Genomic DNA, 19949 nt, shown 5'->3' with positions numbered 1-19949 from the left:
CTCCACAGTTCGGATCCGAGCAGATGACCACAGCACCCTCCCGCTCCCTGCGTCGCCTGGCGATCATCGGCGCTGCGATCGTCACGTTCGCGACCACCGCTCCGGCCCGGGCCCAGGAGGACGTCTCCGCCAAGCTCGCGCGCATCGAAGCGTTGCTGATCGACCAGTCCTCGCGGTTGTCGGTCCAGGAGCGCAGATTGGCCGAACAGGCCGCTCTCATTCAACAGCAGGAGCTGGAACTGCGGGCCCTGCGCGCCACACGGGACGAGGCCCTATCGGATATCCGCGCTGGCCGGGCTGCGGCTCCCCAGCAGGCCACGCCGCTCAATCCGCCGTTGGGGCCGGCGCCGACGACGACGGCCGCCGCCCCAATGCCGCCCCGGCCGGTGGGCGAGGCCCCGCCCGCAGCGACCACCGAACAGAAGGCGCGCGAGGTCGCCGCCATCCCAGAACGCCTCGGCGTGCTGACGCCGGCCGGCCGCTTCGTGTTCGACCCGACCGTCGAGTATGTGCGCAGCAGCACGAACCGCCTGACCTTCAGAGGGGTCGAAATCGTGCCGGGGATCAATCTCGGCCTGATCGAGGCGGGCGACGCCGATCGCGATTCCGTCGTCGGCACGCTGGCCGCGCGCTATGGCCTGAGCAGCCGGCTGGAAGTCGAGGCCCGCGTCCCCTACGTCTATCGCCACGACCGCATCACCACCGTCGCCGCGGCCGACCGCGCCGTCACCCGCACCATGGAACTGGACGCCAACGACCTCGGCGACGTCGAGGTGTCCGGGCGCTACCAACTCAACAGCGGCGACAACGGCTGGCCGATCTTCGTCGCCGGCCTCCGGGTCAAGTCGGACACTGGCGTTGGCCCCTACGACGTCGACTTCGATGACTTTGCGGTCGCCAAGGGCCTGGCGACCGGCTCCGGCTTCTGGGCGACCGAGCTTGGGCTGACGATGCTCTACCCCAGCGATCCCGCAGTGATCTACGGCGGGATCAGCTACCTGCACAACTTTGCTGGTTCGGTCGACAAAGCGGTCGGCAACAACATCTTCGTCGGCGAGGTGGACCCAGGCGACGGCGTCAACGCCAGCATCGGGTTCGGGCTCGCCCTCAATCCGAAGTTCTCCGTCTCGTTCGGCTACTCCCACCACTACATCTTCCCGACCGACACTGAGATCAACAACACGACGCAGAGCTCCAACAGCCTCTCGATCGGCGCCCTTCAGATGAGCCTCTCCTACCGCCTGAACCGACGCCTCACCCTGATCAACAGCTTCGAATTCGGGGTGACCAGCGACGCGCCGGATATGCGGCTGACGGTGCGCGCGCCCTACTCCTTCTGATATCAGGGACGGACGGCGTCGCGCAGCGCCGCGCCGACCGCCTCCATCATGCGCATGTTGGCGCGCTCCTGCACCGCCGTCTGCTGGAACTGCGTCAGCTCCGGAATCGCCAGGTCGATCTGAACCTCCTGGCGGATGTCGCGATTGCTCGCCGTGTTGACCACGATGTTGGAGATGCGCGCCGCGCTCAACTCGTGCAGCACGACGGTCGAGCCACCGTCTCCGGCCAGCGCCACTCCCGGCAGCTGCGCCGCCCCCTCCGACAGCGTGACCTGACCGCTCTGCCCTTGGGGCGGGTGGGGCGCCGCCCGCGTCTGCACGGCTCCGAGGTCAGTCCACACGAGCCTGGTTTCCAGGACCAGAGCGCCGTCGACGAAGGTGCGCACCGACGCCCCGAACCCGACCTCCATCCCGGTCGGCAACCGCAGGCCGCCCCGCTCCGCGGCCAGTTCTTCATCGCTCAGCGGCGCGCCGCCGCCGACCGCCCGCTGCGCCGACGCCCCGCCCACGCCGATGATCAGGCTTAGGATCAGCGCAGCGAGGATCGAAAGACAGGGCATGGCGTCAGAACCCCGCCGCCGGTCGGTTCTCCCAGACCACCTGGTAGAGCGGCGGCAGCTGCATCGTGAGGGCGGCCAGGGACTCGTCCGTCAACGGCTGGCCGGCCAGCGGCGTCGTGGCCGCCGCCCATTCGTACGAGGTGTTGTAGAGGCCGCGGCCTGGTCCGGAATGAATCCCGAATATGATGCCGTTCCAGACCTTCTCGAACTCGGCCTGGCGGTAGGACTTTAGTCCCAGCGCGGGGTCGCCGACCAGGATACGGCCCGCTCCGGCGCCCTTCACCACCACGAAGTGCTTGTAGGTCCCCACCGTGATCACCGCGATCGACGGCCACTTGGCGTGGGTCAGCGCGTCCGCATCGACGCGGTAGCCGTCGGCCTTGTAGCCGCGCGCCTCCAGGTAGCGCTTCATGTCGAGTAGCGAGAAGCCCACCTTCTGGATCTTCGCCTGATCGCCCCCTGCGTACATCGCCTTGAAGATGTCGACCTCGGTGACGTCGACCCCGTAGTGATAGCGCAGCAGCGTCGCCAGGGCCGCCGAGCCGCAGCTGTAGTCGTACTGCTGGCGCACGACGGTCTGGAACGGCATGTCGCGAAAGGTCGTGACGCGATCAAGTGCATAGAGCGACCCGCCGTCCGAAAAGGCGATCTGCGCCGTCGCTGGGCTCGCCAGCATTATCGCGCCAGCGATCGCTGCGACGGCCGATTGTCGACCCTGAAGCGGCATGAGTCTGCGCCTAGGATCCGCCAAGGGTGGCGATATTGACGCTGATCACACCCTGCAGATTGTTGTTGTTGCCGGTGTTGACGACGAAGTTGCCGATCCCGGAGTAGTCGCCCGTTGAGAAATCGACATTGCCCGTGGCGACCTGGTCGGCCGCGACCGATCCGGAGTTGCTGGCCGAAAGCTGCTGGTTCGACAGCGCTTCAACAACCACCCCCTGCCCGCCGCTGATGGCGCCGAGCTCGGTGTCGCCGATCGGCGCGACCCTAAGTCCTTCCGGCGCAGCTATCGCCTCGACTGACGTTACGGTGCGCCCGGCCGGCGCATCTTCCGCCAGCGCGGGGCCTGAGGCCCCGAGGACGACCAGGCCAGCCAGCCCACCGAACTTCCACCTGGACATCGCTCCCTCCAAATCGCCGAAGCCGCGGATGCGAGTGCGGGCCGGCGTCCGGGCGGACGCCGGCCCGAGTACGCTTACGGAGCGCCGAAACTGATGTTGGCGTTCGCCGAAAGCGAGGTCGCCGCCTGGCCTTGCGAGTTGATGCCCGAATTGGCGTTGGCGGTCTGGATCCCGCCGAACGCGGCGCCGTCGAACGAAGCGTTGCCAGTGGTGATCGAACCGGTCGCGCCGTCGCCGCCGGTGTTCGACACCGGAGAACCGGTGACCGAGCCGCTGAGCGTCTGGGTCGATACGGCAGTGTAGGTCGCCGTGGTCGAATTGTCCGAGTTGTCCGAATTGTCGGAGTTGTCGGTCGTCGAACTGTTCGAGTTGTCCGAGCTGTTCGAATTATCCGAATTGTTGGAGTTGTCGGAATTGTTCGAATTGTCGGTCGTCGAATTGTTGGAATTATCTGTGGTGGAGTTGTTGGAGTTGTCGGTAGTCGAGTTGTTGGAGTTGTCGGTAGTCGAGTTGTTCGAGTTGTCAGTGGTCGCTTGGTTCACCGTCGCCGTCGAGGTGTTGTCGGCGGAGGTGTTGTCGACCTGCGCGATCGCCATGGTGCTCATGCCGAGGCCGATCACCAACGCGGCGGCCGAAGTGAGAAGCTTGGATTTCATAAGGTCACCCTCCCAGGGTCGCTGATGTTTGGAGGCGCCTGTCCTCCGGCCGCCAGAACCGGCGGGACATAGGGAGAGTTCGGATCACATGACCGTGAGCCCGATTTGTGAACCGCCTGCGGCTCCGTTCGGGACGTGTGGTGGGCGGCGAGGGGTTCGAACCCCCGACCCCCTGGGTGTAAACCAGGTGCTCTGACCAGCTGAGCTAGCCGCCCTCATAGAATGCGAAAAGGGCGACCTCCACGCCGGGAAGCCGCCCTTGAACAAAAACCGCTTGAACGGTTCTTAGTTCAGCGAGCCCTTCAGGCCTTCGCCGACGCGGAAACGCGCCGTCTTCGAAGCCGGACGGCTCACGGTCTCGCCGGTGCGCGGGTTACGCGCGGTGCCCGCCGCGCGGGTCACCGGCACGAAGCTGCCGAAACCAACGAGTCGGACTTCTTGGCCCGCCTTCAGCGACTCGGTGACGCTGTCGATGAACGCTTCCAGAGCGTCCTTCGCCTGAGCCTTGTTGAGGCCCGCCTTGTCGGCGATCGCCGTGACGAGTTCGGCCTTGGTCATTTCTTGTCTCTCCCAGCCCGTTATCTCAAACCGCGAACCTCTCGCGGAAGCGCGAGGCTGCTTCGCGTTGCGCGATTATGGCGGTCGATTCTCGCCCGTCAAACAAAGGCGGCGCGGAGAGACCCCGCGCCGCCTTATTTTTTCTCAGTTTTCCACCGTTTAGTGGGTGATCATCGCCTCATCGGAGCCGTCATCGGCCGCAACCGATACCGCCGGTTGCTCGGCAGGGTTCCATTCGATCGGAGTCAGAGGCTGAATCAGCGCCCGGGCAAGGACTTCATCGACATTGGAGACCGGGACGATCTCCAGCGCCGACTTCACATTGTCCGGGATATCAGCCAGATCCTTCACGTTCTCCTGCGGGATCAGCACGGTCTTCACGCCGGAGCGCAGGGCCGCAAGTAGCTTCTCCTTCAGGCCGCCGATGGCCGTCACCCGGCCGCGCAGCGTGACCTCGCCGGTCATGGCGATGTCCTTGCGGATCGGGATGCCGGTCAGCACCGAGACGATGGCCGTGGCCATGGCCGCGCCGGCGGACGGGCCGTCCTTGGGCGTGGCGCCGTCCGGCACGTGGATGTGCACGTCGGTCTTCTCGAAGACCGGCGGCTCGATTCCGAAGTGCGTCGCCCGGCTGCGAACATAGCTGGCCGCCGCCTGGATCGACTCCTTCATCACGTCCTTCAGGTTGCCCGTGATGGACATCCGGCCCTTGCCCGGCATCTTGACCGCTTCGATGGTCAGGATGTCGCCGCCGAACTCGGTGTAGGCCAGGCCGGTGATGATCCCGACCTGATCTTCCTCGTCCGTCTCGCCGTAGCGGTACTTTTGAACGCCCGCGTACTTGGCCAGCCGCTCGGCGTCGACCGTGATCGAGGTGACGTTCTCACGGCCCAGGTCACGCACCGTCTTGCGCGCCAGGTTGCCCAGTTCCCGCTCCAGCGAGCGGACGCCGGCTTCCCGGGTGTAGTAGCGGATCAAGTCGCGGATGGTCTCGTCCGGAACGATGAACTCTTCCGGCTTCAGGCCATGGTCCTTGGTCTGCTTGGGCAGGATATGGCGCTTGGCGATCTCGACCTTCTCATCCTCGGTGTAGCCGGGGATGCGGATGATCTCCATGCGATCCAGCAGCGGCTGGGGCATGTTGAGGCTGTTGGCCGTGGTGACGAACATCACCGGCGACAGATCGTAGTCGACTTCCAGATAGTGGTCGCCGAACGTCGAATTCTGCGCCGGGTCCAGCACCTCGAGCAAGGCCGAGGCCGGGTCGCCCCGGTAGTCGCTGCCCATCTTGTCGATCTCGTCCAGCAGGAAGAAGGCGTTGGTGGACTTGGCCTTCTTCATCGACTGGATGATCTTGCCGGGCATCGAGCCGATATAGGTCCGGCGGTGGCCGCGGATCTCGGCCTCGTCGCGCACGCCGCCCAGGGAGACGCGCACGAACTCACGGCCGGTCGCCTCGGCGATCGACTTGCCCAGCGAGGTCTTGCCGACGCCGGGAGGGCCGACCAGGCAGAGGATCGGGCCCTTCAGCGAGCCGACCCGCGCCTGCACGGCGAGGTACTCCAGAATCCGCTCCTTGACCTTTTCCAGGCCGAAGTGGTCGCGGTTCAGGATCTCCTCGGCCTTCACCAGGTCGATGGTCTTGGTCTTGGTCTTGCCCCACGGGATCGAGAGCAGCCAGTCGAGGTAGTTCCGCACGACGGTGGATTCCGCCGACATCGGGCTCATGTTGCGCAGCTTCTTCAGCTCGCCCTCGGCCTTGGTGCGGGCCTCCTTGGACAGCTTGGTCTTCTTGATGCGCTTTTCGAGCTCGATCAGTTCGTCGCGCTGATCGTCCTGCTCGCCCAGCTCGCGCTGGATCGCCTTCATCTGCTCGTTGAGATAATATTCGCGCTGGGTCTTCTCCATCTGCCGCTTCACGCGGTTCCGGATCTTCTTCTCGGTCTGCATGACCGAAATCTCGCCCTCCATCAGGGCGTAGACCTTTTCCAGGCGCTTTACGACGTTGAAGATCTCAAGCAGACTCTGCTTTTCGGCGATCTTCACCGACAGGTGGCTGGCTATGCGGTCGGCCAATTCGCCGGGCGCGTCGACCTGCGGCATGGAGGCCAGCGCCTCCGGCGGCACCTTCTTGTTCAGTTTGACGTAGTTCTCGAACTGCTCGACGACCGCGCGCGACAGCGCCTCGGCCTCGGGCGAAGCCGCGCCGTCCTCGGAAATGAAGGCGATCTCGGCCTCGTAGTACTCGTCCTGCGCGGTGAAGCGGGAAATGCCGGCGCGCGCCTTGCCTTCGACCAGCACCTTCACGGTGCCGTCCGGAAGCTTCAGCAGCTGCAAAACCGTCGCCACGACCCCGACGTCATAGATGGCCTCGGGCGACGGATCGTCGTCGTCCTTGTCCTTCTGGGTCGCGAGGAGGATCTGCTTGCCTTCGCCCCGCATCGCCTCTTCGAGCGCGCGTACGGATTTCTCCCGGCCCACGAAGAGCGGCACCGGTTGATGCGGGAACACCACGATGTCCCGCAGCGGTAGAATGGGAAGGGTCTTAATCTCGGACATGATGCGTTCTTAACTCCTGCCGGCCTGTTGGAGGATCAGGCTCGGCCCCCGGACCGCGGTTACTTCAGACGATGCGTCTGAGTCGGACGGCCCGTCCGCCTTCGAAGGCGGCTTATCGGCTCATTTATGTGGACGCTTACGACCGTCATTCAAGCGCAGCCGCAAATATGCCCTCGATCCATCTAGGGACGATGCGGCTCGATACTCAAGCGCCGCCGGAGCGGGCGGCGGCCTCCGCCGCGCTTTTCAACATTTCATCCAGAGCTTTCCGGTCGAAGTACCGCCCTTTGAGCACGACGCCGTCGATCGCGCGTGTGGCGGCGATATCGGCGAGCGGATTGCGCTCGAGGATCAGGATGTCGGCGGCCTTGCCCGCGGCGATCGCGCCATAGCGGTCGGCATGGCCAAGGAAGCGCGGTCCGTTGACCACCGAGGCCTGCAGCGCATGCAGCGGCGACAGCCCGGCGTCGACATAGATCTTGAGCTCGTCGTGCAGGCCGATGCCCGGATAGTTGAACGAGTTGAGGAACCCGGCGTCGGTCCCCGCCAGGATCGACACCCCAGCGGCCTGCAGCATCGGCACAAGCGAGGCGTTCTTCTCGTAGATGGCGTGCCGCCGCGCGATCGCCGCCGCATCATCCTTCGCCGCCCGCTCCACACGCCACGCATAGGTCGCCTGGAGGCCCTTGCCGATATAGGCCAGGTAGGCGTCGCCCTTGTGATCGTCCTGGTCGAGATAGGCGGTGGCCTTGCTGCCGTTCAGGGTCGGCGAGACATAGGTTCCCCGCGCCGCCAGCCGGCGGAAGCCGGCCATGGCGGTGGCCGCGTCGAAGCTCGCCAGCGTCCGGTTGGTGGCCTCGGCCCCGGAAATCCTGCCGTTCGCGACGTCGGCGGCGATCTGCGCCTCCTGCGGCGAGCCCATCCGCAGCGCATAGCCCATATGTTCGATGGAACTGAGCCCGGCCTCGCTGGCCATGTCGACCGTGATCGCGGCCGGAATGTGGGCCGAGGTGACCAGGTCGCGCGCCTTGGCCTGCCTGAGCGTGTAGAGGAACAGTTGCGGCGTCAGCGTGTTCTCTGTGATCTTCACGAAGTCGACCTTCAGGCCCTGCAGCCTGTCCAGCGCAGCATCGGCCTCGGCCTCGGTTCCGACCTCGATCGTCCCCTTCCACATCGGCTTCACGCCCTCGATCTTCGGGCCGGAGGTGAAGATGGTCGGGCCGAACAAGGCGCCGGACGCCACCTCCCCGCGCCAGGCCAGCACCTCATCGGGCAGGTCGCCCGAAGCGTCGCGAACCGTGGTCACGCCGTGCGCCACATAGAGCGGCAGCAGGGCCTTGTTCTCGCCGATCAGCTCGCGGCCGCCGCCGAAGTGGACATGGTTGTCCCACAGCCCGGGCATCACGAAGCGTCCCTTGGCCTCGATGGTCCGGCTGGCGGTGAAGTCAGCCTTGGCCTTGGCGGTCGGTTCGACCGCGATGATGGTGTCGCCACGGACCGCGATAGCCGCGCCCTTGGAGAGTTTGCCCGTCGCCACGTCGATGACGGTCGCATCGACGATCAGCAGATCGACCCTCTCGGCCCCGTAGGCGGCTACGGAACCGCCCATGAGCAGGGCGATGGCGAGAGGAGCAGCAAGGGTCGGGTTACGCAATCTGGGCCTTCCGGAAAACTGAAGGCGTCGTTTAGCCGCTCATGGCCGCGGCGTCCCCGACATATCGTCGCGCGGCCGCCGCGCCTCAGTTCAGCTCGACGCGGGCGTAGCGGCCGTCGTAGTCGCAGTCGAAGCTGTAGGTCACCGACCGCGGCCCGACGTCGACGGTGACCTCCCCCTCGACCGAATGGCCCTGTCCCTGTGGTCTGGTCTTGGTGATCTGGTCGATCCGGGCGCGGGCGCCATAGCGCGAGGCCTGGTTCATGGCTTCGCTCGAACAGCTGTCGACCGCCTGGCGCGCCTCCGGCGACGATCCGCCGCCCTTGTCCTTCGAGCCGGCCGCCAGCGCGCCCAGCAGCAGGCCGCCCAGCAAGAGGCCGCCGACGACCGCGGCGGTGTTGTCCTTGTCGCTCTTGCCGTTGTCGCCATAGCGATCTTCGACCCGGAAACGGCCACGGCAACCGCGATCCACCCAGATCCCGCCTCCGTCCCAGCCCCAGCTCCGGTTCTCGATGCAGGCGCCGTTGCTGTTGCTGTACTGGTAGTCGAGCCAGACCCGGCCGCCGGACCTGACCGGGCAGTAGTTCCGGGCGTATCCCGACGACGAACAGTCAACGTAAGAGTCCGCGTAGGCCGGCGTGACCGGCGCGGTCAAAAGACCGAGCACCGACGCGGCAATCATCAAGCCTACACGCATTCCTGAACTCCGACGCCTCTCAACCTTCACCCTAGCGCCAGCAGCCTCCTGTTGAGAATAGCGCTTGTCAGCGGCCGGCGGAGGGCTGAGGCCGCATGGCGAACGCCCCGACCAGACCGGCGGCGGCGGCGGCGCAGGCCGCGGCGATCATCGCCGCCTGGTAAGCCTGGGTCATAGACTCGCCGCCGGCCTCGCCTGGGGCCAAGACGAACCCAGCGAGGGCGACGGCCAGCAGGCCGCCGATCCGCGCCGTCGCATTGTTCACCCCAGACGCCGCGCCTTCGTAGGCGTTTGGGACCGCGCCCAGAACCGCGTCGGTCAGCGGCGCCACCGCCACCCCCATGCCCAACGCCAGCACGGCCAACCCCGGAAACACCCCGGTCCAGTAGGCGCCGTCCCGTGCGCTCCAGGCCAGGCCTGCGAAGCCTGCGGCGGCCAGCAGGGGACCGATGGTCAGCATCGCCCTCACCCCGATGCGCCCCGACAGGACGCCGGAGATCGGCGACAGCGCCGCCAGACCGATCGACAGCGGCAGAAGCGCCGCCCCGGCCTCCGTCGCCGGATAGCCATGAACCCTGATCAGCTGGAAGGGCAGCAGGAACAGCGCCCCACCGAACGCTGCATAGAGCAGCAAGGTCAGCAAATTCGCCCCCGAGAAGGCCGGGCTTCGGAACAGGTCCAAGGGGACCATCGGGCTGGTCGCCCTGCGCTCGATGTGAACAAAGGCCGCCAGCAGGAACGCCCCCGCCGCGCCGAGCCCCCAGACCGCCGGCGAGCCCCCCGCCGTCGAAGCCTGGGTCAAGCTCCAGGTCAGGGCGCTGAGCCCCAGGGTGGCGCAGACTGCTCCGCTCCAATCCACCGGTCCGGCCGCCGGCTCGCGGCTCTCGCGGGCCCCGGACAGGATGAACCCGACCGCCAAGGCGGCCAGAGGGAGATTGATCAGGAACACCGCCCGCCATGAGACCACGTCGGTGAGCCAGCCGCCCAGCACCGGGCCGATGGCGCTCATCAGGCCGCTGGCGCCGGCCCAGACGCCGACCGCCCGTCCCCTCGCCTCCTCGTCGAACGACGCGCCCAGCAACGCCAGGCTGGCCGGGACCAGCAGCGCCGCCCCCACGCCCTGCAGCGCCCGCGCCATGATCAGCAAAGTCAGGTTCGGGGCCGCGCCGCACAGCGCCGAGGCCGCCGAGAACAGCACCACGCCGACGACGAACACCCGGCGACGGCCATAGCGGTCGGCCGCCGCTCCCCCCGCCAGCACCAGCGCGCCCAGCATCAGCGCATAGGCGTTCATGATCCACTGGGCGCCGGCCGCGTCGCCGCCCAGCTGGCGCTGGATCACCGGCAAGGTCAAATTCACCGCCGATCCGTCGATGAACGCTAGGCTCGACCCCAGCACCGTCCCGGCGAGCACCAGCCGACCGCTGACGGGGGTCACGGCAGGCTCGGTGGCGGCGACCACGCCGCGGTCGCAGGGCGTCGCCCCGATCTGGCTCATCGCCGCTCCCAAACGAAAAGGGCCCCGCGGCGCTGGTCCGCGGGGCCCATGATCATTGGTCGCTCAACCGCCTCAGGCGGCGCCGCCCTTGTCGCGGCGCTCGGCATAGATGACCAGCGGCTGGGCGCGGCCTTCCACCACCTCGGCGTTGACCACGACTTCCTCGACGCCGTCATAGGTCGGCAGCTCGTACATGGTGCCGAGCAGGATGCCTTCCAGAATCGAACGCAGGCCACGCGCGCCGGTCTTGCGCTGAATGGCCTTGCGGGCGACGGCGCTGAGCGCGTCGTCGGTGAAGGTCAGCCCGACGTTCTCCATGTCGAACAGGCGCTGGTACTGCTTGACGAAGGCGTTCTTCGGCTCGGTCAGGATCTTGACCAGCGCGGCCTCATCAAGGTCGTCCAGGGTCGCGATCACCGGCAGACGGCCGATGAACTCCGGGATCAGGCCGAAGCGCAGCAGGTCGTCCGGCTCCACCTGACGGAAGATCTCGCCGGTGCGGCGGTCGTCCGGGTCCGACACCTTGGCGCCGAAGCCGATCGAGGTGCCTTGGCCGCGGGCGGAGATGATCTTCTCCAGGCCGGCGAAGGCGCCGCCGCAGATGAACAGGATGTTGGTCGTGTCGACCTGCAGGAATTCCTGCTGCGGATGCTTGCGGCCGCCCTGCGGCGGGACCGAAGCTACCGTTCCTTCCATGATCTTCAGCAGCGCCTGCTGGACGCCCTCGCCCGACACGTCGCGGGTGATCGAGGGGTTGTCCGACTTGCGGCTGATCTTGTCGACTTCGTCGATATAGACGATGCCGCGCTGAGCGCGCTCGACGTTGTAGTCGGCGGCCTGCAGCAGCTTCAGGATGATGTTCTCGACGTCCTCGCCGACATAGCCGGCCTCGGTCAGGGTCGTGGCGTCGGCCACGGTGAACGGCACGTCGATGATTCGAGCCAGCGTCTGGGCCAGCAGGGTCTTACCCGTGCCGGTCGGACCAATGAGCAGGATGTTGGCCTTGCCCAGTTCGACGTCGTTGTTCTTCGTCGCGTGGTTCAGGCGCTTGTAGTGATTGTGGACGGCGACCGAGAGCACCTTCTTGGCGTGGTCCTGGCCGATCACGTAGTCGTCGAGGACTTCACGGATCTCCTTCGGAGTCGGAACGCCGTCCTTCGACTTCACGAAGGAAATCTTGTGCTCTTCGCGGATGATGTCCATGCACAGCTCGACGCATTCATCACAGATGAACACAGTCGGGCCCGCGATTAACTTGCGGACCTCGTGCTGGCTCTTGCCGCAGAAAGAGCAATACAGCGTGCTCTTGGAGTCTCCGCTCGCGGCCTTGGTCATGCTCTTTTCTCACTCTCTCGACAGCGCCGACCGCAGTCTACGCCATCGTTCGGCCCAGGGGCGTCCCTGACGCCATCAGTGCAGGATACGTGCCCGGGGTTGTCTAATCCTTGACATTCCCCGATCCGAGCCACGATCACAAGCCTCTGACATGCTTCAGTGACATTTGGCGGCGGGGCGCCCGATGGCGGGCATGTCCGAATCCCTAGATGGGATTGTGTTCAAACGGCGCAAGTGAGACGCCCTGGCGCAGAAACCGCCCTCCCATAACGGCCGGACCGACGCCAGACGCGATGACTTGAGTTGACACGTCTCAGAACGCGGCGTGTTGGGGGATTTATGGCTAGACGACAACTGCGGCGCATCGGCGCCTCGCAGGTGGAATCCTTGGACGAGCAGATCGAAGACGCGGGTGTCGTCGCCTTCGACTTCGACGGCACCTTGACCACCCACGACAGCTACACCGCCTTCCTGAAGTGGCGCGCCGGCGCACCACGCTACAATCTTGGCCTGGCCAAGCTGGCGCCGGCGGCGATCTCGTATCTCGCGCACCGCAATCGCGGCCGGATCAAGGCGGCCGCCACGCGCGAATTCCTGGCCGGCGTGTCGCGCGAACGGCTTGAAGCCGACGCTCGCGCCTTCGCCGAACTCATGGCCCCGCGGATGCTGCGCCCGGACGCCCTGCGCACCTGGCGACGCTGGGGCCAGCGGCGCGCCAAGCTGGTCATCGTCACCGCATCGCCCGAGATCATCGTCGCCCCCTTCGCCCGCGGCCTGGGCGCTGACCTGCTGATCGGCACCGAGCTCAAGTTCGACGCCCGAGACCGGGTGACCGGCGCGTTCGACGGCCCCAACTGCCGGGGGCCGGAGAAGGTGCGGCGGCTGCAGGAAATGTTCGGCCCCGACGTGCGGTTGCGCGCGGCCTATGGCGATACAAGCGGAGATCGTGAGATGCTCGCGATCGCCGACGAGCCCGGCTACCGGGTCTTCCAGGAGAAGCCCTGAACCGCCCGACCACAGGAGGATCCATGACGTCCGTCGTCTCCGGCGCCCAGATCGCCGCCGCCCGCGCCCTGACCGGGGTCAGTCAAGCCAAGCTGGCCCAGCGCGCCGGCCTTGAGGTGGCCGCGCTGCAAGCCCTGGAAAGCGCCGGCCACGCGCCATTGGATCTCACGCCGGCGATCGAGAAGCTGCTGCTGACGCTGGACTCGTTCGGCGTGCTGCTGATCGATGACGGCGATGGTTTTGGATCGGGCGTCCGATTGAAGTTCAGCCGCAAGCAGGCCCAGGCGATCGGCGCCTGGGAGGACGAAGGCGGGGTCGTCGGCGACGACGACGTGCCATGACCATGCGCTTCCGCGTCCAGAAACTGATCCGCGATCGGCTGCCCGAAATCATGCGCGGCCAAGGACTGGCGGTGTTCGACCGACGGCTGGACGACGCCGAATTCGTCGTCGCCCTTGGCGAGAAGCTGGTCGAGGAAGCCCACGAAGCACGGCTCGCGGGTCCGGGTGAGATCGCCGGCGAACTGGCCGACGTCCTGGAGGTCGTTCATGCCCTGGCCCAGGTCCACGGCCTCAGCCTTCAGGACGTCGAGACCGCCCGTCAGGCCAAGCGGGCCGAGCGCGGCGGCTTCGACGCGCGGGTCTACAATGCTGCGGTCGAGGCGGCGGACGGCCTGCCCGCGGCGGCGTACTATCTGGCCCGTCCGACCCAGTACCCACGCGAGGACTGACGCCATGAAGCATGCCGGCCCAGGCGCGCTCGACCAACTGGAGCCCCTGCTGGCCCAGCTTCGAGGCCTGGGCGGCATGGTCGAGAAAAAGCGCGGCGTGTTCTATCGCAAGAGCCAGGCGTTCCTGCACTTCCACGAAGATCCGAAGGGGCTGTTCGCCGACCTGCGCGAAGCGATGGGCGCGGACTTCGAGCGGTTCGACGTCACCGCCGCAGCCGGGCGCGAGCGGCTGCTGGCCGCGGCGGCCTCCCGCCTCAGGGCCTAGCCGACCAGGGCTCCACCTGGCCGACGACGCTGAGAAGCCGGTCGCTGCGCACGGCCTCCAGAACCCCTGCCGAGATCTCGTCGTTGGTCAGCCAGCGCGATCGGTCGCCGACCACCCGAAAGCCAAGCACCACCTGCCGCAGACGGCAATCGACAAGGCCGTCGGCGACGATCGCCGCCGAGGCCAGCCGATGCGGATGCGCCGGGTCTGCCGTGGCGCTGCCCAGGACCTGGAACATCCGCCCCCTCACCTGCTGCGCCAGCACCCGCGGCGCGGCGATCTTGAGCGTGTGGAACCAGGCCACCGCCAGGTCGATCGGGCCGTGACGTCGCACGGCGGCCTCCAGGGCCGCGCGAAACCCAGCCTCGTCGTGGTAGTCGCAATCGAAGCCGCCCGGATGCTGTGAAGCATGACGCGACAAAAGCGAAAGGCGCCCGCCGTCGCCGGCGAGCGCCTCCACGAGTCCTGTCAGCATGCCGGTCCCGCCCACGACGAGCACATGACCGGGCACGGCGACGCCTCTAGTCTTCGGCGCGGCGCTCGATCACGTGATCGACTAGGCCCCACTCCTTGGCCTCTTCCGGGGTCATGAAGGTGTCGCGGTCGAGCTTTTCCTCGACCTCTTCGTACGAGCGGCCGGTGTGCTTGGCGTAGATCTCGTTCAGGCGGCGCTTGGTCTTGATGATGTCCTCGGCGTGGCGCTCGATGTCCGAGGCCTTGCCCGAGTAACCGCCCGACGGCTGGTGGACCATGATGCGGCTGTTGGGCAGCGCGATGCGGTTGCCCTTCTCGCCAGCCATCAGCAGGAACGAGCCCATCGACGCGGCCATGCCCATGCACAGGGTCACGACCGGCGAGCGGATGTACTGCATGGTGTCGTAGATCGCGAGACCGGACGTCACCACCCCGCCGGGGGAGTTGATGTACATCTGGATCTCTTTCTTGGGGTTCTCGGCCTCAAGGTAGAGCAGCTGGGCGCAGATCAGCGCCGACATGCCGTCTTCCACCGGGCCGTTCAGAAAGATCACGCGCTCCTTCAGCAGGCGCGAGAAGATGTCGAAGGCGCGTTCGCCGCGGCTGGTCTGCTCCACCACCATGGGCACCAGGTTCAGCGCGGTGATCTGCGGGTCACGCATAAAGGGAAGCCTCTCTCATTGATCGACTCTGCGCGCAGAGCCGCGTTCCCCTCCGATATCGCGTGGCGGAGGGGCCAGCGCAAGGTGACCGATAGTCCTAAAGAAAATCCCTCCCGTTTCCGGGAGGGATTTCTGCGTCCGCCGTCAGGGGCGATCAGCGCTTAGGCGCTGTAGCCTTCCGGCATGTCGTCTTCCTTGAGGAGGTCGTCCTTGGAGACCTTCTCGTCGGTCACGGTCGCCTTGTCGACGATCAGGTCGACGACCTTGTCCTCGAAGATCGGGGCGCGCAGTTGGGCCTGCATGCCGGCGTTCTGGCGGAACATGTCGAAGATCTGCTGGGCCTGCTGGCCATAGCGCATGGCTTCCTGGCGCATGGCGTCCAGCAGCTCCTGGTCGGTGACCTGGACGTTGTTGATGCGGCCGATCTCGGCCAGCACCAGGCCCAGGCGCACGCGGCGCTCGGCGATCTTGCGGTACTCGGTCTGCAGTTGGTCGTCCGACTTCTCGGCGTCTTCCGGCGGCAGGCCGCCGCGTTCCTTGTCGGCCTGGACCTGCTGCCAGATGGCGTTGAACTCGGCTTCCACCATCTTCGGCGGCAGCGGGAAGTCGTGCTTCTCGTCCAGCACGTCCAGCAGGGCGCGCTTCAGCTTGAAGCGCGAGGCGCCGGCGTACTGCGACTCCAGGTTCGACTTCAGCAGTTCCTTGAGCTTCTCCAGGCTCTCGACGCCCAGACGCTCGGCCAGGGCGTCGTCGGCCTTGGCGTCGACCGGGGCGCGAACTTCCTTCACCGTGGTGGTGAACTCGGCGTCCTTGCCGGCCAGGTTGGCGGCTTGGTAGTCGGCCGGGAACGCCACCTTCACGATGACTTCATCGCCCGGCTTGGCGCCGACCAGCTGGTCTTCGAAGCCCGGGATGAACTGGCCCGAGCCCAGCACCAGCTCCGAATCCTCGGCGGTGCCGCCCTGGAAGGCTTCGCCGTCGATGCGGCCGACGAAGTCGATCAGCAGCTGGTCGCCGTCCTTGGCCTTCAGCGACTTGCCGGTGCGCGGCTCGTAGGTGCGGCTTTGCTTGGCCAGTTCGTCCAGCGCCTCGTCGACCTCGGCCTCGGTGGGCTCGTAGACCGGACGGGTCAGGGCGATCTTGGAAAGATCGGTCGGCTCGAAGTCCGGCATGATCTCCAGCGAGATTTCGTAGGAGAGGTCGGCCTTGCCGTCGATCACCTGGGCGATGTCGCCTTCCGGCTTCAGGTCGGGCTCGCTGGCCGGACGCAGCTTGTTCTCTTCCAGCACCTTCTGGGTGGTTTCCGAGATCGTCTGCTCGACCACTTCGGCCATCAGCGCTTTGCCGTGCACGCGGCGGACGTGGGCGGCGGGCACCTTGCCGGGGCGGAAGCCCTTGATGTTGAGCTGGGGCGTGATCTCGACGATCCGCGCCTCGAGCCGCTCGTTCAGGTCCGCGACCGGGACGGTCACGCCATAGACGCGGCTCAGGCCTTCGCCAGACTTTTCAACGATCTGCATCGACATTCTCGAATTCCGGAGTGCGGCGCGGGCTCGCGCCGGCAGGTCCGCCCTAGGGGTGAAAAGGTGGTCGCCGCCGAACGAGCGGCGGCGAGCGGGCGCTCTTATGTCATTTCGCAGCCCCTAGTCCAAGCGCAAAGACGGCCCCGCCTGCCGCGGCAAGGCCTAGCCGGCCCTGGCGGTCTGGGTCGCACCCTCGCCGCCGCGGCCCCGTAGCGCCCCTGGCGACACCCCCAGGTGCCGCTTGAAGGCGCGGCTGAAGGCCGGTCCCGACTCATAGCCAAGCCGTCCGCCGACCTCGGCGATGCTCAATCCCTCTTCGGTCAGCAGGCCGCTCGCCAGGTACATCCGCCAGCGTGCGATGTACCGCGCCGGCGAGACCCCGAGCACGCGGGTGAAACGTTCGGCGAAGATCGTCCGCGACAGCCCCGCGGTTCGCGCCAGGATCTCGATCGACCAGTTGTGCGCCGGATCCTGGTGAATCGCCGCCAGCGCCCGGCCGATCTTCGGATCGCGGATCGCGGCCATCCAGCCCTCTGCCTCGCGGCCGCCGTCGCGAACCCAGGCCCTGATCAGTCGGGTGATGACCACGTCAGCCAGCCGCGACAGCACGGTGGCCGCGCCGATGTTCTGGTCGAGCACCTCGTCGGCCATCGCCCCCAACAGGGCGCCGAGGGTCGGATCGCTGCGCGCGCCTGCGACCGAGACCACGACCGGCATCAGGTCGAGCAGCGGATTGAGGCAGGGCTCGCGGAAACGCACGCTGCAGCAGGCCAGCACGACATCGCCCCGCCCGGCGTCTTCGAGCTGATAGACGCGGTCGCCGATCACCCGGACCGGCATCTCCGAGATGCAGGTCGCCCGCCCCTCCTCGGTATCGCTCAGGCAGTGGGTCGTACCCTTGGGCAGCAGCACGGCGTCGCCCGCCGACAGCGGCATCGGATCCTGCCCTTCGACCCGCAGCCAGCAACGGCCCTCGACGACGAAATGCAGGCGTGCGGCGCCGTCCTTCGGGAAGTTGACGCCCCACGGCGCGGCCAGACGGCAGCATCCATAGGAGACGCCTACGATCCTCAGATCCCGCAGGATCCGGCTCAACGGATCGTCGTCCATCGCCCGGTGCAGGTCGCAGACCGGCGGACTGAGTTGGGCCTGCAAACTGGCGGTGCGCACGACGTACTCCCAAGGCTATGGGCGATCAGAGATGTGGGCTCGCTGCCGGAAGAACCATGTCCGCCCCTCCATTTTTCGGCGCCGTTCGTCCGGGATGACCGTCAGGCGGCGCAGGCGGCCGCATGGGCGATGCGGCGGCGGCGCAGCGCCAGCACCAGGCAGGCGCCGACCGCGGCGGCGGCCCCGCAATAGACCGAGGCGCTCAGCACGCCGAAACGGTCGACCAGCAACCCGCCCGCCACGGCCCCGCTGGCGATCGCCACCTGGAACGCCGCGGTCAGCAGCCCGCCGGCGAGCTCAGGCCGGTCGGGGACGTCGGCCACCATCCAGGCCTGGAACCCGACCGGCAACATCGCGAACGCCAGGCCCCAGACGGTGAGCGCCACCGCCGCCAGCCAGGGCGTCGCGCCGAGCGCCACCAGGGCGGTCATGGCGGCGCTCATCAGCCCCGAGCCGGTGATGATCGCGAGCTTCGGGTCGCGCTCGGCGAGGAAGGCGCCGACGAAGTTGCCGATGAACCCGGCGCAGCCGAAGGCCAGCAGAACCAGCGAGATCGCCGCGACGTCGAGGCGAACGACCTGCTCCAGCACCGGGCGGATGTAGGTGAAGCCCGCGAAGTGCCCGGAAATCACCACCACCACCGAGGCCAGCACCACCATCGCCCGCGGCCGCACGGCGACCTCCGCCAGGTCCTTCAAGCCCGCAGTCGCGCCGGGCTTCAGCCTCGGCAGGGTGAGCCAGAGGCAGGCCAGCGCAGCCACGCCGACGAGACCGGCGATCAGGAAAGTCGCCCGCCACCCCAGGAGGTCCCCGACATAGGCCCCGACCGGCGCGGCCGAGACCGTCGCGACCGTGACGCCGGTGAAGACGATCGACATGGCGCGCGGCAGCACCGGCATCGGCACCAGCCGCATCGTCGTCGCAGCAGCCATCGACCAGAAGCCGCCAAGACTGACGCCGAGCACGACCCGCGCGGCCAGCAGCATCGGCAGGTTGACCGCCGTGGCAGTCATCAGGTTGGACACTCCAAGCAGCAGGAGCAGGCCCAGCAGGACCAATCGCCGGTCCCAGCGGCTGGTGACGACCGGTACGAGCAGGGCGGCGAACGCGCCGACCACGGCGGTGGCGGTGACGGCCTGTCCCGCTGCGCCCAGGCTGACGCCGAGATCGCTCGCCAGCGGCGTCAGCACGCTAGGCGGCAGGAACTCGGCCGTGACGAGCCCGAATACGCTGAGCGAGAGCGCGGCGACCCCGCTCCAGGCGGGCCGCTCGGGCGGGGCGGTATCGTGGACGGCCGCGGCGGCCCCGTCGGCGGGATGGGCGTCAAGCATGAGGTACTCCGGATCAGCGCCCCGAGGTAGGCGGCGACGGCCCGCGTCTCAATGTCAGCCTATCCGGAAGAACTGGCCGATCGTCCGGGCGCGCCTCGGACGCCGGGCTCCTAGGACCAGGAGCCAATGGTGCGGGCGAGAGGACTCGAACCTCCACGCCTTGCGGCGCTGGAACCTAAATCCAGTGCGTCTACCAGTTCCGCCACACCCGCAACGTCCGCTGCATAGGGCGTTGCCCCCTGCCAAGGCAAGTGCCGCTCGCAGCGCCCCGCCGAAACGCCAGCCGCGCGCATTGGACGCACGCGCCGCGCGGAGTGGTTGTGGCGGGCGCGAGCCGACGAGGTTATCGAGGTTCGGGGGCGCGATACGCGGCTGCCGGCGCGTCGCCGGCGGACGTCCAGGCGGAGTCTCCCCCATGTCCGGTCTTGAGCGTCTTCAGGCGCGTGCGAATGCGCGCCGCGGCCAGGTTGGGCGCCGCGCCCTGGCGATCATCGCCCTGTGCGGCTTCTTGGCCCTGGGCATGGCGCTGGAACTGACGAACCGCGGCCAAGCGCCCGCGATCGATGGTCAGCCCGAGGCCTTCTCGCCGCGATAACCCGGAACGCCGGCCGCTGCGATCGCGTTCAATCGGCGAACCGGAGCCGGATCATGGAAACCATCAAAGAGCGCCGCAGAACCTACGAGACGACCGGCCGGAGCACCGAGCACGCCGTGCTGCTTGTGCTCCTGCTGGCCGTTTCGGGTCTGTTCGCCGGATTCTCGATCGCGACCTTCATCGGAATGTTGTCGGGCGCGGGCTGACGGCGCG

22 protein-coding genes and 2 tRNA genes are annotated in these 19949 nt (G+C 67.3%); 7 read left to right on the top strand and 17 right to left on the bottom strand.

The genetic code is table 11. The features are described 5' to 3' along the window. Positions 1–23: 23 nt before the first annotated feature. A complete protein-coding gene (locus OUA97_RS16005) occupies positions 24–1340 on the top strand; it encodes a transporter (RefSeq protein WP_267233029.1) in 1317 nt (438 codons plus the stop codon). A gap of 2 nt (positions 1341–1342) precedes the next feature. On the opposite strand, the gene OUA97_RS16000 is transcribed toward OUA97_RS16005, so the two are convergent. The 11 genes from OUA97_RS16000 to clpX all read right to left on the bottom strand — a co-directional run bounded on the left by OUA97_RS16000 (position 1343) and on the right by clpX (position 11981). Continuing rightward, positions 1343–1900: a hypothetical protein gene (locus OUA97_RS16000; RefSeq protein ID WP_267233028.1), complete on the bottom strand. Its 558-nt coding sequence runs from the start codon at positions 1898–1900 to the stop codon at positions 1343–1345. Positions 1901–1904: 4 nt separating this feature from the next. Next, a complete protein-coding gene (locus tag OUA97_RS15995; protein WP_267233027.1) occupies positions 1905–2576 on the bottom strand; it encodes a C39 family peptidase in 672 nt (223 codons plus the stop codon). Between the two features lie 61 nt (positions 2577–2637). Next, positions 2638–3024, bottom strand: a complete 387-nt coding sequence (locus tag OUA97_RS15990; protein WP_267233026.1) for a hypothetical protein — start codon at positions 3022–3024, stop codon at positions 2638–2640. A 74-nt stretch (positions 3025–3098) separates the two neighbouring features. Next, complete coding sequence (locus tag OUA97_RS15985) at positions 3099–3680, bottom strand: hypothetical protein (protein ID WP_267233025.1); 582 nt, start codon at positions 3678–3680, stop codon at positions 3099–3101. 138 nt (positions 3681–3818) lie between these two features. Then, positions 3819–3895, bottom strand: a tRNA-Val gene (locus OUA97_RS15980). A 70-nt stretch (positions 3896–3965) separates the two neighbouring features. After that, on the bottom strand, positions 3966–4238 hold the full coding sequence (locus OUA97_RS15975; RefSeq protein ID WP_267233024.1) for an HU family DNA-binding protein: 273 nt from the start codon (positions 4236–4238) through the stop codon (positions 3966–3968). A gap of 159 nt (positions 4239–4397) precedes the next feature. Continuing rightward, positions 4398–6797 (bottom strand): endopeptidase La, encoded by a 2400-nt coding sequence (gene lon / locus OUA97_RS15970; protein WP_267233023.1) that lies wholly within the window; start codon positions 6795–6797, stop codon positions 4398–4400. A gap of 205 nt (positions 6798–7002) precedes the next feature. Beyond that, entirely contained in the window at positions 7003–8451 is a 1449-nt protein-coding gene (locus OUA97_RS15965; protein ID WP_267233022.1) for an amidohydrolase family protein, read from the bottom strand. An 85-nt stretch (positions 8452–8536) separates the two neighbouring features. After that, positions 8537–9133 (bottom strand): DUF3011 domain-containing protein, encoded by a 597-nt coding sequence (locus OUA97_RS15960; RefSeq protein WP_267233021.1) that lies wholly within the window; start codon positions 9131–9133, stop codon positions 8537–8539. Between the two features lie 82 nt (positions 9134–9215). Then, on the bottom strand, positions 9216–10646 hold the full coding sequence (locus OUA97_RS15955) for a DHA2 family efflux MFS transporter permease subunit (protein WP_267233020.1): 1431 nt from the start codon (positions 10644–10646) through the stop codon (positions 9216–9218). Positions 10647–10718: 72 nt separating this feature from the next. Then, the gene (gene clpX / locus OUA97_RS15950; RefSeq protein ID WP_267233019.1) at positions 10719–11981 is read right to left on the bottom strand and encodes an ATP-dependent Clp protease ATP-binding subunit ClpX; all 1263 of its coding nucleotides are present in this window, start codon (positions 11979–11981) and stop codon (positions 10719–10721) included. A 339-nt stretch (positions 11982–12320) separates the two neighbouring features. Here clpX and OUA97_RS15945 point away from each other — a divergent pair, with 339 nt between their 5' ends. Genes OUA97_RS15945 through OUA97_RS15930 form a run of 4 tightly spaced genes read left to right on the top strand, consistent with a single transcriptional unit; the run spans position 12321 to position 13981 of the window. After that, complete coding sequence (locus tag OUA97_RS15945; protein WP_267233018.1) at positions 12321–12986, top strand: HAD-IB family hydrolase; 666 nt, start codon at positions 12321–12323, stop codon at positions 12984–12986. A 23-nt stretch (positions 12987–13009) separates the two neighbouring features. Continuing rightward, positions 13010–13327, top strand: coding sequence for a helix-turn-helix domain-containing protein (locus OUA97_RS15940; RefSeq protein WP_267233017.1), 318 nt, complete (start codon positions 13010–13012; stop codon positions 13325–13327). Further along, positions 13324–13716, top strand: a complete 393-nt coding sequence (locus tag OUA97_RS15935; protein WP_267233016.1) for a nucleoside triphosphate pyrophosphohydrolase — start codon at positions 13324–13326, stop codon at positions 13714–13716. Before OUA97_RS15940 ends, OUA97_RS15935 begins: the two co-directional genes overlap by 4 nt. A 4-nt stretch (positions 13717–13720) precedes the next feature. Beyond that, positions 13721–13981: a hypothetical protein gene (locus OUA97_RS15930; protein ID WP_267233015.1), complete on the top strand. Its 261-nt coding sequence runs from the start codon at positions 13721–13723 to the stop codon at positions 13979–13981. Here the strand turns inward: OUA97_RS15930 and OUA97_RS15925 are convergent. The 6 genes from OUA97_RS15925 to OUA97_RS15900 form a co-directional block, all read right to left on the bottom strand. Continuing rightward, a complete protein-coding gene (locus OUA97_RS15925) occupies positions 13971–14456 on the bottom strand; it encodes a hypothetical protein (RefSeq protein WP_267233014.1) in 486 nt (161 codons plus the stop codon). The genes OUA97_RS15930 and OUA97_RS15925 overlap by 11 nt on opposite strands. A gap of 46 nt (positions 14457–14502) precedes the next feature. Further along, positions 14503–15117, bottom strand: coding sequence for an ATP-dependent Clp protease proteolytic subunit (locus tag OUA97_RS15920; protein ID WP_183770180.1), 615 nt, complete (start codon positions 15115–15117; stop codon positions 14503–14505). A 161-nt stretch (positions 15118–15278) separates the two neighbouring features. Beyond that, positions 15279–16637, bottom strand: coding sequence for a trigger factor (tig, locus tag OUA97_RS15915; RefSeq protein WP_267233013.1), 1359 nt, complete (start codon positions 16635–16637; stop codon positions 15279–15281). A gap of 165 nt (positions 16638–16802) precedes the next feature. After that, positions 16803–17810, bottom strand: a complete 1008-nt coding sequence (locus tag OUA97_RS15910) for an AraC family transcriptional regulator (protein WP_267233012.1) — start codon at positions 17808–17810, stop codon at positions 16803–16805. Between the two features lie 101 nt (positions 17811–17911). Beyond that, positions 17912–19141, bottom strand: a complete 1230-nt coding sequence (locus OUA97_RS15905; protein ID WP_267233011.1) for an MFS transporter — start codon at positions 19139–19141, stop codon at positions 17912–17914. Positions 19142–19268: 127 nt separating this feature from the next. Next, positions 19269–19353 (bottom strand) — tRNA-Leu (locus tag OUA97_RS15900). Positions 19354–19556: 203 nt separating this feature from the next. Between OUA97_RS15900 and OUA97_RS15895 the strand changes: the two genes are divergently transcribed. Both OUA97_RS15895 and OUA97_RS15890 read left to right on the top strand, forming a co-directional pair. Next, entirely contained in the window at positions 19557–19736 is a 180-nt protein-coding gene (locus tag OUA97_RS15895) for a hypothetical protein (RefSeq protein WP_267233010.1), read from the top strand. A 53-nt stretch (positions 19737–19789) separates the two neighbouring features. After that, entirely contained in the window at positions 19790–19942 is a 153-nt protein-coding gene (locus OUA97_RS15890) for a hypothetical protein (protein WP_267233009.1), read from the top strand. The last annotated feature ends 7 nt before the right edge of the window (positions 19943–19949 follow it).

It is taken from the genome of Phenylobacterium sp. 58.2.17, from assembly GCF_026411515.1.
Taxonomy (GTDB): Bacteria; Pseudomonadota; Alphaproteobacteria; order Caulobacterales; family Caulobacteraceae; genus Phenylobacterium.
The sequence above is the reverse complement of the archived record's forward strand: the minus strand, read 5'-3'. Positions and strand labels throughout refer to the sequence as shown.

What these genes read in the sequence shown, in the direction of transcription:
- OUA97_RS16005 (WP_267233029.1), top strand. Translation starts at nt 24, where the DNA reads ATGACCACAGCACCCTCCCGCTCCCTGCGTCGCCTGGCGATCATCGGC.
- OUA97_RS16000 (WP_267233028.1), bottom strand. Translation starts at nt 1,900, where the DNA reads ATGCCCTGTCTTTCGATCCTCGCTGCGCTGATCCTAAGCCTGATCATC.
- OUA97_RS15995 (WP_267233027.1), bottom strand. Translation starts at nt 2,576, where the DNA reads ATGCTGGCGAGCCCAGCGACGGCGCAGATCGCCTTTTCGGACGGCGGG.
- OUA97_RS15990 (WP_267233026.1), bottom strand. Translation starts at nt 3,024, where the DNA reads ATGTCCAGGTGGAAGTTCGGTGGGCTGGCTGGCCTGGTCGTCCTCGGG.
- OUA97_RS15985 (WP_267233025.1), bottom strand. Translation starts at nt 3,680, where the DNA reads ATGAAATCCAAGCTTCTCACTTCGGCCGCCGCGTTGGTGATCGGCCTC.
- OUA97_RS15975 (WP_267233024.1), bottom strand. Translation starts at nt 4,238, where the DNA reads ATGACCAAGGCCGAACTCGTCACGGCGATCGCCGACAAGGCGGGCCTC.
- lon (WP_267233023.1), bottom strand. Translation starts at nt 6,797, where the DNA reads ATGTCCGAGATTAAGACCCTTCCCATTCTACCGCTGCGGGACATCGTG.
- OUA97_RS15960 (WP_267233021.1), bottom strand. Translation starts at nt 9,133, where the DNA reads ATGATTGCCGCGTCGGTGCTCGGTCTTTTGACCGCGCCGGTCACGCCG.
- OUA97_RS15955 (WP_267233020.1), bottom strand. Translation starts at nt 10,646, where the DNA reads ATGAGCCAGATCGGGGCGACGCCCTGCGACCGCGGCGTGGTCGCCGCC.
- clpX (WP_267233019.1), bottom strand. Translation starts at nt 11,981, where the DNA reads ATGACCAAGGCCGCGAGCGGAGACTCCAAGAGCACGCTGTATTGCTCT.
- OUA97_RS15945 (WP_267233018.1), top strand. Translation starts at nt 12,321, where the DNA reads ATGGCTAGACGACAACTGCGGCGCATCGGCGCCTCGCAGGTGGAATCC.
- OUA97_RS15940 (WP_267233017.1), top strand. Translation starts at nt 13,010, where the DNA reads ATGACGTCCGTCGTCTCCGGCGCCCAGATCGCCGCCGCCCGCGCCCTG.
- OUA97_RS15935 (WP_267233016.1), top strand. Translation starts at nt 13,324, where the DNA reads ATGACCATGCGCTTCCGCGTCCAGAAACTGATCCGCGATCGGCTGCCC.
- OUA97_RS15930 (WP_267233015.1), top strand. Translation starts at nt 13,721, where the DNA reads ATGAAGCATGCCGGCCCAGGCGCGCTCGACCAACTGGAGCCCCTGCTG.
- OUA97_RS15925 (WP_267233014.1), bottom strand. Translation starts at nt 14,456, where the DNA reads ATGCTGACAGGACTCGTGGAGGCGCTCGCCGGCGACGGCGGGCGCCTT.
- OUA97_RS15920 (WP_183770180.1), bottom strand. Translation starts at nt 15,117, where the DNA reads ATGCGTGACCCGCAGATCACCGCGCTGAACCTGGTGCCCATGGTGGTG.
- tig (WP_267233013.1), bottom strand. Translation starts at nt 16,637, where the DNA reads ATGCAGATCGTTGAAAAGTCTGGCGAAGGCCTGAGCCGCGTCTATGGC.
- OUA97_RS15905 (WP_267233011.1), bottom strand. Translation starts at nt 19,141, where the DNA reads ATGCTTGACGCCCATCCCGCCGACGGGGCCGCCGCGGCCGTCCACGAT.
- OUA97_RS15895 (WP_267233010.1), top strand. Translation starts at nt 19,557, where the DNA reads ATGTCCGGTCTTGAGCGTCTTCAGGCGCGTGCGAATGCGCGCCGCGGC.
- OUA97_RS15890 (WP_267233009.1), top strand. Translation starts at nt 19,790, where the DNA reads ATGGAAACCATCAAAGAGCGCCGCAGAACCTACGAGACGACCGGCCGG.